This window comes from Streptomyces sp. NPDC014889 (assembly GCF_043081205.1).
In the GTDB taxonomy this organism is placed as follows: domain Bacteria; phylum Actinomycetota; class Actinomycetes; order Streptomycetales; family Streptomycetaceae; genus Streptomyces.
Genome location: NZ_JBIBWH010000015.1, coordinates 39192 through 50985, shown reverse-complemented (window position 1 = coordinate 50985; position 11794 = coordinate 39192). Strand labels below are relative to the sequence as shown.

The 11794-nt window shown below is 74.5% G+C and carries 11 protein-coding genes; 7 read left to right on the top strand and 4 right to left on the bottom strand.

Features of this window, described 5'->3' with window-relative positions:
- Window positions 1-10: 10 nt before the first annotated feature.
- Complete coding sequence (locus ACF09J_RS27825; RefSeq protein ID WP_392308196.1) at window positions 11-1204, bottom strand: lycopene cyclase family protein; 1194 nt, start codon at window positions 1202-1204, stop codon at window positions 11-13.
- 355 nt (window positions 1205-1559) lie between these two features.
- Between ACF09J_RS27825 and crtI the strand changes: the two genes are divergently transcribed.
- From crtI to ACF09J_RS27810, 3 genes are read left to right on the top strand one after another with little or no spacing between them, the layout of a single operon-like run.
- Window positions 1560-3101: a phytoene desaturase family protein gene (crtI, locus tag ACF09J_RS27820; protein ID WP_392308195.1), complete on the top strand. Its 1542-nt coding sequence runs from the start codon at window positions 1560-1562 to the stop codon at window positions 3099-3101.
- A complete protein-coding gene (locus tag ACF09J_RS27815; protein ID WP_392308194.1) occupies window positions 3098-4126 on the top strand; it encodes a phytoene/squalene synthase family protein in 1029 nt (342 codons plus the stop codon). The genes crtI and ACF09J_RS27815 overlap by 4 nt, the downstream gene beginning before the upstream one ends.
- Window positions 4123-5133 carry a DUF5914 domain-containing protein gene (locus tag ACF09J_RS27810; protein ID WP_392308193.1) on the top strand — a complete coding sequence of 337 codons (1011 nt, stop codon included), beginning with the start codon at window positions 4123-4125 and terminating at the stop codon, window positions 5131-5133. Before ACF09J_RS27815 ends, ACF09J_RS27810 begins: the two co-directional genes overlap by 4 nt.
- Window positions 5134-5240: 107 nt before the next feature.
- Here the strand turns inward: ACF09J_RS27810 and ACF09J_RS27805 are convergent, their stop codons facing one another.
- A complete protein-coding gene (locus ACF09J_RS27805; protein ID WP_392308192.1) occupies window positions 5241-6164 on the bottom strand; it encodes a DMT family transporter in 924 nt (307 codons plus the stop codon).
- A gap of 158 nt (window positions 6165-6322) precedes the next feature.
- Between ACF09J_RS27805 and ACF09J_RS27800 the strand changes: the two genes are divergently transcribed.
- Window positions 6323-7687: an FAD-dependent oxidoreductase gene (locus ACF09J_RS27800; RefSeq protein WP_392308191.1), complete on the top strand. Its 1365-nt coding sequence runs from the start codon at window positions 6323-6325 to the stop codon at window positions 7685-7687.
- A gap of 120 nt (window positions 7688-7807) precedes the next feature.
- Here ACF09J_RS27800 and ACF09J_RS27795 read toward each other — a convergent pair whose 3' ends face one another.
- The gene (locus tag ACF09J_RS27795; RefSeq protein ID WP_392308190.1) at window positions 7808-8041 is read right to left on the bottom strand and encodes a chaplin; all 234 of its coding nucleotides are present in this window, start codon (window positions 8039-8041) and stop codon (window positions 7808-7810) included.
- A gap of 390 nt (window positions 8042-8431) precedes the next feature.
- Here ACF09J_RS27795 and ACF09J_RS27790 point away from each other — a divergent pair, with 390 nt between their 5' ends.
- Window positions 8432-9676, top strand: a complete 1245-nt coding sequence (locus ACF09J_RS27790) for a hypothetical protein (RefSeq protein ID WP_392308189.1) — start codon at window positions 8432-8434, stop codon at window positions 9674-9676.
- A 191-nt stretch (window positions 9677-9867) separates the two neighbouring features.
- Here ACF09J_RS27790 and ACF09J_RS27785 read toward each other — a convergent pair whose 3' ends face one another.
- Window positions 9868-10917: a hypothetical protein gene (locus tag ACF09J_RS27785; RefSeq protein ID WP_392308188.1), complete on the bottom strand. Its 1050-nt coding sequence runs from the start codon at window positions 10915-10917 to the stop codon at window positions 9868-9870.
- 227 nt (window positions 10918-11144) lie between these two features.
- Here ACF09J_RS27785 and ACF09J_RS27780 point away from each other — a divergent pair, with 227 nt between their 5' ends.
- Window positions 11145-11477 carry a DUF1232 domain-containing protein gene (locus tag ACF09J_RS27780; protein WP_392308330.1) on the top strand — a complete coding sequence of 111 codons (333 nt, stop codon included), beginning with the start codon at window positions 11145-11147 and terminating at the stop codon, window positions 11475-11477.
- Window positions 11478-11598: 121 nt separating this feature from the next.
- Window positions 11599-11790, top strand: a complete 192-nt coding sequence (tgmA, locus tag ACF09J_RS27775) for a putative ATP-grasp-modified RiPP (protein ID WP_141364557.1) — start codon at window positions 11599-11601, stop codon at window positions 11788-11790.
- The last annotated feature ends 4 nt before the right edge of the window (window positions 11791-11794 follow it).

Here is an 11794-nt window from a genome sequence, read left to right as displayed (position 1 = left end):
GCGGCGGCGGTCAGGGGCCGGGGAAGGGCCGACGGGGCAGGCGGCGCAGTTCGAACGCGGAGCGCAGCATGGGCAGGACGGGGGTGCGCAGGCCGATCGACAGGTCCTCGTGGAGCCTGGTCCGGCCGTCGAGGAAGCGCAGCAGCCGCTGTGCCGGAACCCGCCGGAACAACTGGGCGAAGAAGGCCGCCCCGTCGACGCGGCCGCTGTCGAGGGCATGCAGCAGGACGGCGTCCATGGCCCGGGCGCGGGCCCGGTGCGCGGGCGGCGGCAGGGGACGGCGTCCCGCGTGGAGCGCGGCGGCCACGGCACGCGTCTGGCGCTGCACGGTGGCGAACGTGAATCCGGTCGAGGGGCGGGCCGCTCCGGAAGCCACGCCGATGCGGAAGACCGTGGGACCGCTCTGCCGGGCGAACACGGCGTCCGTCATGGGGATCACCCCCGACTCGGTGCCGGTGACCTCGAAGCGGCCGAGCCGCAGCACGCTTCCGGTGTAGCGCCGCAGGGCGGCCTCGTACTCCGGGCGCGGCAGGACCCGCGGGGAGAACTCGGTGTACTCGACGAGCGCGTGCCGCCGCCCGGTGGGCAGGACGTACCCGAATGACAGCCCGTGCGCGGGCTGGGGGGTGCGGAAGTCCATGAACTCCACGGCGTCCGGGTCGAAGACCGGCCGGTCGTGGCGCACGAACCAGCCGTGGAAGTGCTGGAGCAGCGTCGTCCGGGCCGCCGGGAGGCTGCCCAGCGGGCGGGAGTCGAACACCCAGCGCGCCCGTACGGCCACCGTCCGCCCGTCGGCGGTGCGGGCGCGCACCTCCGCGCCGCCGGGAACCGGCTCGACGGTCTCGACCGCGGCCGTCAGCCGCCGCGTGCCGGGGCTGCCGGCCGTCCAGCGGGCGACGAACGTCTCGAAGTCGTCCGAGCGGAGCATCTTGTAGCGCAGCGGGGCGATGTCCCGTTCGGTGGCGTGGCCGTCCGTTCCGTGGACGCGCAGCCGCCGCCAGGACGTCGTGAGGGCCGCGTCGTACGGGCCGTCCTCCGTCTCCCAGTAGCACCAGGTGCGGCGGGGCGGGCGCAGCGGGCCCGGTGGTGCCTCCAGGAGGACGACGGTCACGGGGCGTGTCCCGGCGGGGCTCCGGGCCAGCCAGTGGGCCAGGGACAGACCCGCGGCTCCCGCTCCCACGATGGCGACGTCCGCCTCCAGCACGGCTCAGGGCTCCTTCCCGCCTCGCCCGTACGGACTCGGGCGTCACCCGAAGCATTCCGGCTGCCCCGGGCGTCCGGACGCAGCGCGCGCGGCGTGTCGGCGGGCGCGAGGGGCCCGGCAGGGTGGTTCTCCGGCGACCTGCCCCCGATCGGCGCATCCGCGGGCGCCGCCGCCGAGGAATGACTCAGAAGAACCGTGCTTCGCCGAACCGTGCTTCGGCCACGCGAAAGGACTGGGTCATGCGCTCCACTCAAGCGACGGGACACCGGGCGTGGAGAACCGCCGCCGGTGCCCGACCGGGTCGTAAGGCTCCTCCCGGGGCCCGCAGCGGCGACGGGCGCGGGGTGAGCGGCCGATGACCAGGACCCTCACCGGGCGCACCGACCACGTGGTGGTCGTCGGTGCCGGGCTGTCCGGGCTGTCGGCCGCACTGCATCTGCTGGGCGCGGGCCGCCGGGTCACCGTCGTCGAACGGGACCCGCTGCCCGGCGGGCGGGCCGGCCGGCTGGAGCGGGACGGCTACCTCATCGACACCGGCCCGACCGTGCTGACCATGCCCGACATCGCCGAGGAGGCGTTCGCCGCGGTCGGCGAGCGGCTCGGCGACCGGGTGGACCTGGTCCCGCTGCATCCGGCGTACCGGGCAAGGTTCGCCGACGGGGCCGTGCTCGACGTGCACACCGACGCGGCCGCCATGGAGGCCGAGGTGGAGCGCTTCGCGGGCGGCACGGAGGCGGCGGGATACCGGCGGCTGCGCCGCTGGCTCGAACAGCTCCACCGGGTGCAGCGGCGCCGGTTCATCGACGCCGACTTCGACTCGCCGCTGCAACTCGTCAACGCCGATCTGGCCCGGCTGGCCGTCCTCGGCGGCTTCGGGCGGCTCGATGCGCGCATCGGCCGGTACCTGCGGGACGAACGGCTGCGCCGGGTCTTCTCCTTCCAGTCGCTGTACGCGGGGGTCGCCCCGCACCGGGCGCTGGCCGCGTACGCGGTGATCGCCTACATGGACACCGTGGCCGGGGTGTACTTCCCGCGCGGCGGCATGCACGCGCTGCCGCGGGCCATGGCGGACGCCGCCGCCCGCGCGGGCGCCGACCTGCGGTTCGGTCGGTCCGTCACCCGGCTGGAACGGTTCTGCGGCCGGATCACCGCGGTCGTGACGGCCGACGAGCGGATCCCGTGCGACGCCGTCGTCCTCACACCGGATCTGCCGGTCGCCTACCGCCTGCTCGGGCGCACGCCGCGCCGTCCGGTTCCGTTGACGCATGCGCCGTCCGCCGTGGTCCTGCACGCCGGATGCGACCGCACATGGCCCGAGCTGGCGCACCACACGCTGTCGTTCGGGCGGGCGTGGCGGCGCACCTTCCATGAACTGACCCGGACCGGCGAGCTCATGAGCGATCCCTCCCTGCTGATCAGCCGCCCCACGGCCACCGACCCCGGGCTTGCCCCGCCCGGCCGTCACCTCCACTACATCCTGGCGCCCTGCCCCAATACGGCCCTGGGGCCCTCGGCCGCGCAGTGGGGCGACCTCGCGCCGCGCTACCGCGACGGACTGCTCACCGAGCTGGAGCGCAGGGGCCTCACGGGCATCGGATCGGCGATCGAGCGGCAGTGCCTGGTCACGCCCGCCGACTGGCAGGTTCTGGGTCACGCCGCGGGCACCCCCTTCTCCGCCGCCCACACCTTCGCGCAGACCGGTCCCTTCCGGCCCCGCAACCTGGTGCGCGGCACGGAGAACGCGGTGCTGGCCGGGTGCGGGACCACACCCGGCGTCGGCGTGCCGACCGTCCTGCTGTCCGGCAAGCTGGCGGCCGCCCGCATCACCGGAGGGGCGGCGGCCCGGCCGAGGACGCGCGGGCCCGCACGCCCGGCTGCCCACGGAGCGCGCTCATGACCGGCCGCGAGCTGGACGCGGCGGGGATCACCGATCCGGCGCTGCGCCAGGCGTACGCCCGGTGCCGTCGGCTGAACGCCCGCCACGGCAGGACGTACTTCCTCGCCACCCGGCTGCTGACCGCCGAGCGACGGCCGGCGGTGCACGCCCTGTACGGCTTCGCGCGCTGGGCGGACGACATCGTCGATTCCCTGGACCCGGCGGTGAGCGCGAGTGCGCGGTCCGTGGCGCTCGACCGGCTCCGGGAGGAACTGGAGGCCGGTCTGCGCGAGGGCCTCAGCGGCGAGCCGACGGTGCGGGCCGTGGCCGACACCGCGCGCCGTTACGCGATCGACCACCGCCACTTCACCGACTTCATGGCCTCGATGCGCAGCGATCTGGAGGTCACGGACTACGCGACCTACGCCGATCTGCGCGCCTACATGCACGGTTCGGCGGCGGTGATCGGGCTGCAGATGCTGCCCGTGCTCGGGACGGTGGTGCCGCGCGAGGAGGCCGCCCCGCACGCCGCCGCGCTCGGCGTGGCCTTCCAGCTCACCAACTTCCTGCGGGACGTGGGCGAGGACCTGGACCGCGGCCGGATCTATCTGCCCGCCGACCTGCTGGGATCGCACGGGGTCGACCGGGAGCTGCTGTGCTGGAGCCGGGACAGCGGCCGCCCCGACCGGCGCATCGTGGCGGCGCTGCGCGCCTTCGAGGACCTCACCCGGCGGGTCTACCGTCGGGCCGTGCCCGGCATCGCCATGCTCGACCCGGTGTCCCGTCCCTGCATCCGGACCGCTTTCGTGCTGTACGCGGGCATTCTCGACGCGGTCGCCGACGCCGGCTACAGCACGGTGCAGCGGCGGGCCGTGGTGGCTCGTGGGCGCCGTGCGGTGGTCGCCGCGGACGGTCTGGTCCGGGTGGCCGCGGCCCGCCTCGCCGAGCACCGCGGCGGCCTCCGGCTCCGTAGGGAACGACCCCGGCCCACGCGCCTCACCGCGCCGTCCGCAGCTCAGGCCCCCGCACGCCAGGAGGTCGTGTGACATCCCCGTCCCCCGGACGTCCCCGGCGCCGTCTCCTGCGGGTACGGCCGCGCCCGGTGCCCTGGCAGGACCAGCGCCCGACCTGGGTGGACGCCCGCCCCGCCGTCATCGCGCAGGCGTTGAAGCGGGCGCGGGACCGCCCATCGGGCAACTGGTACGTCGTCGGGGCCACCCGGGACGTGGGCGGTGAGCGTCCCCTGTCACGGACCGTGGGCGGCCGGGAGGTCGTCGCCTGGCGCGGCGCCGACGGCCGGCTGGTGGCCGGTCCCGGTGTCTGCCCGCACCTGGGGGCACCCCTGGCGGACAGCCGGGTCCGGTGCGGCACGCTGATCTGCCACTGGCATGGACTCGCCCTGGACGGGGCGCCGTTCGCCGGCTGGGAGCCGCTGCCCGTGCACGACGACGGGGTGCTGGTCTGGGTGCGCCTGGACGACGTCGGCGGTGAGCCGGCCACCGCCGCGCCGTCCGTTCCCCGGCGGCCGGCCGGGTCCGCCGCGCTGTCGGCCGTCTACCTGGGCGTCGGCGTCTGCGAGCCGGAGGACGTGGTCGCCAACCGGCTGGATCCCTGGCACGGCGCCTGGTTCCACCCGTACTCGTTCGTGGACCTCAGGGTGGTCGCGCAGCCGGGCGGGACGGAGGGCGACGACGGTTTCACCGTGGACGTGTCGTTCAAGGTGGCGGGGCGCCTGGTGGTGCCCGTGCGGGCGGAGTTCACCGCCCCGGGACCGCGCACGGTGGTCATGCGCATCACCGAGGGCGAGGGGCGGGGTTCGGTGGTGGAGACGCACGCCACGCCACTGGGCCCCGACGCGTACGGCCGGCCGCGTACCGCCGTCGTGGAGGCGGTGGTGGCCACCTCCGACCGCCCGGGTTTCACGGCGGCCCGCCGCGCGGCGCCGCTGCTGCGGCCGCTGATCCGGGCGGCCGCGGGACGCCTGTGGCGTGACGACCTCGCCTACGCGGAACGCCGCTGGACACTGCGCTCCACGGATCGCTTCCCGGGCTGAGGCCCGGTGCCCCGACAGGCAACGTCCGCCGGCCGGCCGCCCTGACCGCTCGCTCCTCGGTCCGTGCGGCCGAGGCCCGGGCCCGGTGGTGCGGCCGGGTCCCGGTTCTACGATCCGGCCGCGCGCTCGGGTGGGGCAGGCCGGTCGGTGGCCGGGGCGGCCGGGCGGCCGTCGCCGCGAAGGGCCCGTTGGGCGTGCGGGACCACGCGGATGAGGCGCAGGACGCCCCACAGGATCGCCCCGGCGCCGAGCAGCTCCGGGAGCAGCCACCAGCCCGTACGGACCTGTTCGCCGAAGAGCAGGACGCCGAGCAGCAGGCTCACCGTCGCGTCGCCGACCGTCAGCGCCGGCTGGGAGGCGGCCAGGGAGCCGGCCTGAAGGGCGTTCTCCAGCAGCAACAGGGCACCAATCCCGGTGAGGGCGAACCCGTACGTCTGCCAGGTGGTGAGGAAGGCCGCGAAGCCGGAGGCGTCGAGGTTGCCGGCCGCGGACTTCAGCAGGGCGGCGGTCAGGGCGTTGCCGATGGCGGCGGCCGCGGCCAGCACGGCGGCCCGGAACAGGGCGGGGCGGCCGGGCCTGGCGAGGACCACCGCCGCCGCCATCGCTCCCAGGCACACCGCCAGGGCCGGGATCCACCGTGTCATGGGCGCCTGGTCCCGGGCCCCGGAGGGAGCGGCCGAGACCAGGACCAGCGTGAGCCCGCCGACCATGCCCGCCACACCCCACCAGCCCGCTCGGGGCAGCCCCCGGTGCATCAGCGGGGCGGCGATGAGCAGGGCGAACGGCAGTTCCAGGATGAACAGGGGCTGCACCAGCGCCATCGGCCCGTTCAACAGCGCGAGTGCCTGGAACAGGGCGGCCCCCATCACCCCGCCGATGCCCGCGAGCCAGGCGGGGCGGCGCGCCAGGGCGAGCAGCAGCCGCAGCCCGCCGCCGCGCGCGACGGTGGAGGCCGCCTTGCGCTGGAAGGCGGTGCCCATGGCGTTGCTGGCGGCACCCATCACGGCGAAGCACGCGGCCAACCCGATCACAGGTCCACCATGCCCGACCGGCGCCGTGCCGTCCTGCGGTCGCGCAGGTCATACATCGGCTTTATGAGTCCATAGACGGGACCCGCATACCGACTTAGGTTTGCCTTAGTTTAGGGTTACCGACGAGTCGAACGTCCTCGCTCGAAGGGAACCTGATCATGCCCCGCCCCCTGCGGGTAGCCATCGTCGGAGCCGGCCCCGCCGGGATCTACGCCGCCGATGCCCTCCTCAAGTCCGACGTGGCCACCGAGCCGGGCGTGTCCATCGACCTCTTCGAGCGCATGCCGGCCCCGTTCGGCCTGATCCGCTACGGGGTCGCCCCCGACCACCCCCGCATCAAGGGCATCGTCACGGCCCTCCACCAGGTGCTCGACAAACCGCAGATCCGGCTCTTCGGCAACGTCGACTACCCGGGCGACATCAGCCTGGACGACCTGCGCGCGTTCTACGACGCCGTGATCTTCTCCACCGGCGCGACGGCCGACCGGGCGCTGCCCATACCCGGCATCGAGCTGGACGGCTCGTACGGCGCCGCGGACTTCGTCTCCTGGTACGACGGGCACCCGGACGTGCCGCGCACCTGGCCGCTGACGGCACGGAAGGTCGCCGTGCTCGGGGTCGGCAACGTCGCCCTGGACGTGGCGCGCATCCTGGCCAAGACGGCCGACGAGCTGCTGCCGACCGAGATCCCGCCGAACGTGCACGAGGGCCTGAAGGCCAACGAGGCCGTGGAGATCCACGTGTTCGGCCGCCGGGGCCCGGCGCAGGCCAAGTTCAGCCCGATGGAACTGCGGGAGCTGGACCACTCCCCCTCGATCGAGGTCGTCGTCGACCCCGAGGACATCGACTACGACGAGGGCTCCATCGCGACCCGGCGCGGCAACAAGCAGGCCGACATGGTCGCCAAGACCCTGGAGAACTGGGCGATCCGCGACGTCGGCAACCGGCCGCACAAGCTGTTCCTGCACTTCTTCGAGTCCCCGGCCGAGATCCTCGGCGAGGACGGCCGGGTCGCCGGCCTGCGCACCGAGCGCACGGAGCTCGACGGCACCGGAAACGTCAAGGGCACCGGCACCTTCAAGGACTGGGACGTCACGGCCGTCTACCGCGCCGTGGGCTACCTCTCCGACAAGCTGCCCAAGCTGCCCTGGGACCTGGAGTCGGGCACGGTCCCGGACGAGGGCGGCCGGATCGTCGCCGAGTCCGGCGAGCACCTGCAGTCCCTGTACGTCACCGGCTGGATCCGGCGCGGCCCCGTGGGCCTCATCGGCCACACCAAGGGCGACGCCAACGAGACGGTCGCCAACCTGCTGGACGACTTCGCCAACGGGCGCCTGCACACCCCCGCCTCGCCCGCCCCGGAGGCCGTCGACGCCTTCCTCGCCGAGCGGAACGTCCGCTTCACCACCTGGGAGGGCTGGTACCGCCTGGACGCCGCCGAGAAGGCCCTCGGCGAGCCGCAGGGCCGTGAGCGTGTGAAGATCGTCGAACGTGAGGACATGCTCCGCGCGAGCGGCGCGTAGTCCGGCGCGCCCGCAGACGTGGTGAGCGAAACGAGCCGTGGCCCCTCGCGGGGCACGGCTCGTTTCGCTGTGCGGGAAACAGGTGCGCGCGGGCGCGCGCACCGCCCCGCCGGGGGCGCCCTAGCTGTTCGCGCAACCGTTCCCGGTGGCGGGGTTGAGCAGGCCGCCCACGTTGACCGAGTTGCCGCACAGGTTGAGACCGAGGTTGATGGGGAGCTGGATGACGTTGCCGGAGAGCACCCCGGGGCTGTTGTTCGCCGTACCGTTCGCGTTGGCGTCGGCCGCGGCCGTTCCCGCGCACGTCATCAGGGCCGCACCGGCCAGGGCGGCGGCAGCCGTCATTCTGATCCTCATGGAGAACTCCTGTTGCTCGAAGAACACGGGCGTTCCCACGGTGAGGGTCCCGGGCCCCGCAGAACACCGTTTCACCGCCGAATGCAGTAGGACTGTCAGCCTCACAGGGCGTGACGTGCTCCGAACGGGGAAGGCGGCACCGGTAACGCCTGCCGGTTCTCCGGCGCCCGCGTCAACGCCGCGCCGTCGCCCGCGGGGGACTCACGGCGCACGTCTGCGGGCCGCCACGCGGACCGGCTGACCACGGAGAACTCGCCGCCACGTCATACGCACGGCCGTGGGCGCACGGTGCGGCCGCCGCGGCGCGACGGGCATCGACCCCGCGCGACCGGGCATGATCCGGCTTGGCGATACTGAACGCACACGCCGTCCCCGCTCTCAGATTGGCTCATGTCGAACTCTCCCTCCCCCCGTCCCGCGACACCGCCCACGGTGTGGCCGGCCCGCGGCCGCCACACCGGGCCTGCCGCGGAGGACGTCGTACGGCGCCACCTGAAGCAGCTCAGGGCCGACGGCGTCATCTTCGACCACCTCGAACCGGACGACACCGGCCCCACCGGTGAGAAGGTCTTCGAGGCCCGCTGGCTGGTGCCCGGCGAGGTGACCGTACGGGCCCGGCTCACCCTGTCGCCCCTCGCCGGCTCCGGATCCGGACAGGCCGGACAAGAGCGCGAGTGGGTGCTGATGGCGGAGGCGGAGCGGCCGTGGGATCCGCGGTGGCCCTCCCCCGCGACCATGTTCTGGCCGCAGGGGCCCGACGCCGGCTGGCAGCAGGAGGCCGTCACCGGGCTGCGGCTCGGCGAGGTCACCGCTCTCCCCGACGACGACAAGGATCTCCGGCGGATCCTGCGGCACGCGGCGCGGGACACCTGGGCGCTGCACGTCGTCGTCCACGAGGCCATGACGCCCGACGAGCGCGGCCGGGCGGCGGTGGTGCGGGTGCTGCCCGAGGGGCTGCGGCACCGGGTCGTGGAGCACCGGGCCGCGCCGCACCGGTTCCGGGCCGTGAACTGGGTGCTGGACGACTTCGGCGTCCGGATCCCCCGCGGCGGGGCGGTGGTCCTGCCCGGCAGTCCGGCGCCGCCCGGCTACGACGTGGCGGAGTTCTCGGTGCGCAGCGTCTTCCTCGACGGCACGGAACCGGCCGAACTCATCGACGCCGTCAACCGTTTCGCCGCGCTGCCCAGGCCCCTGCCGGACGGCGCCGACCGCGCCCTCACCGCGCTGCGCGAGGACTGGCAGTTGCTGACCCTCGAGGAGGAACTCGCCCGGGCGCGCGAGCTCGTCACCATGTACTCCGAGGCCCTGGCGGCGATGACGAAGTCCCGGGACCTGTACAAGGAGGCAGCCGAGCGCGCCCACGAGGCCCTCGCCGTGTACCGGGAGACGGAGGCCCAGGGCGTACTGCCCGCCAGGAAGCAGGCCCGTACGGCCTCGGGGTCCCCCCTCCAGCAACTGGCGCGCGGGCTGGGGCGCCTGAAGGGCACCGCCCTGTCGCTGCGCCAGGGCAGTGCCCCGGACCGGCGGCCGAAGGACGGCGAGGCCGCCTCCGGCGACGGTGGCACGACTCCGGCCGGCGGGGACGCCGGCACGTCCCCGCCGGCCGGAGGCTCGGATCCGCGGACCGGGGACTGAACCCGGTTCGCGGCGGTCGGGTGCCCGGAACCGCCGGGTGCCGCGGGCCGGACACGCGGTCCGTGCGGCGGCGCGTCCGGGAGGCCGCCCGGACGCGCCGCGGCGGTGCGGCTCCCTCGCGGGTGGCGCCGGCCGTCGGGCCACCGGCGTTCGCTTCCGAACGGGGCCCTTCCCGGCGCCGGGCAACCGGCTTACGGAGCGGGCGGGTTGACAGCCCGTGAGCCGAGTCCGGCCGGCCGGGGCGGCGGATGCCGCTCGGCCGCCTGCACCATCAGCAGCAGCGACAGCGCGGCCAGGCTGGCCAACGACGCGCACACCGCGGTCAGTCCGGCGCTCAGCGGCGGTGCCACCGTGATCGCCAGGGCGCGGGAGGCCTGCGCCGGGGCGAACCTGCCCTCGACGTAGCCGACCGCGGCCGGTACCGCCGGGACGACCGCTCCCGCCACCAGGGCCGCCACACCGGTGCGCACGGCCAGCAGCAGGGCCAGCAGCCCGCACAGCCCCGACACGGTGAGAGCGAGGAAGCAGACGAACAGGGGCACGCCCTGCCAGCGCAGCGGGAAGTAGGCCGCACCGCACACCACGAGGGCCGCCGCGGCGATCCAGCTCGGCCAGAAGGCGGCCCGCCCGGCCCGCTCCCCCGGCTCGCCCGCGGCCTCCTGCTCCTGGCCCCCGGCCGCGCCCGGCTCGGAGAACGGCACATCGTACGGTTCGGCGTACGGTTCGTCGTGCCGCTCCCGGGCCAGCCGTCCGATCAGCTCCACCAGTTCCTCGACCGTGCGGCCGGCGGCTGCCGCGCGGATCGCCGTCCGGCCGCAGTGCGGCGGATGCGGTGGCCGGTGGAGCAGCGCCACCAGCCGGGTGACGTCCTCCACACAGCGGCCGCCGACCGCCGCGCGGATCGTGTCGTCGGCGCTGTCGGCCGGCCGCGGCGGCCGGGTCAGCTCGGCGACCAGACGAGCGACGTCCTCCACGGGCCGGTCCAGGGCGACCGCGCGCAGGGCGTGCCGGACGGCCTCGGCGTGCTCGGGCGCCTCCTCAAGGAGGGTGACGAGCCGGAGGACCTCCTCCAGGGGGCGGTCGTCGACCGCGGCCCGGACGAGGCCGCCGACCGGATCACCGGACGCGCCCTCGTCCGCGGCGCCTTCCACCACGCCGCCGGGCGGCCCGGACCAGTGGATCTCGTCGGTGAGGTCGATGACGGCCTGGTTCGACTGGGATGGTGAAGAGCGGGTGGTCATGCTGGGCTCCATGGCAGGGGTGCGGCCGCTCCTGCGCCCCCGAAGCGCGACACGCCTTTACCCCGCCATTACAAGGGCGCTGCCGCCCGGCGCGCCACCGGGACGACGCAGCGGGGTGACGTCCGGTCATGGAAGTCCGGCAACCTGGGCATCCGACAGAGGAAGGCGCCGCGAGCGGCACGACGAGAAGGGCCCTGACCGTGGACTCCACCGGGAACGTGCTGCTCATGACCGCCGTCGTCACGGCCGTCGTGCTGGCCCTGGCCGCCGTGCTGGCCGTGGCCGTCATGCTGCTCAGGCGTCTGGTGCGCACCCGGCGGGAGCTGCGCCGCGCCGGCCTTCCGACGGGGCCGCGCTGGGTCTTCTGGGGTGCGGTCGTCTATCTCGTCCTGCCCACGGACCTGCTGCCCGATCCGGTGTACCTCGACGACATCGGCGTGCTGCTGCTGGCCCTGCGTTCGCTGCACGCCGCAGGCGGCGACCGGCTGCCCGCCCTGGCCCGGCGACCCGGATTTTTCGGACGCCGAGGGCATCCGGACGCCAAAGACTACGCTCCGTAAGGAAACCATTCACCCGTTCGATTCGTATAAGTCTCGGGAACCCGAAACGAAGTCAGCGGGCCAAGCGACGCCACAAGCAGCAATACCGCTTGGTCGCGGCTGCACCGACAGGGGAGAGACGATGCAACCGTTCGCGCTCAACTACGCTCGTCCGGCAGTGGAACGGGACGCCGCCACGCCGTACGCCTACGATTCCGGGCTGCAGTTGAACGTTCTCATGGACGGACGGATCGCCGCATCCGACCACGCGCTGCTGAGAGAACTGGGCACCACGACCTCCACGGCGGGCTCCAAGACGCACTTCGACGACTGAACAC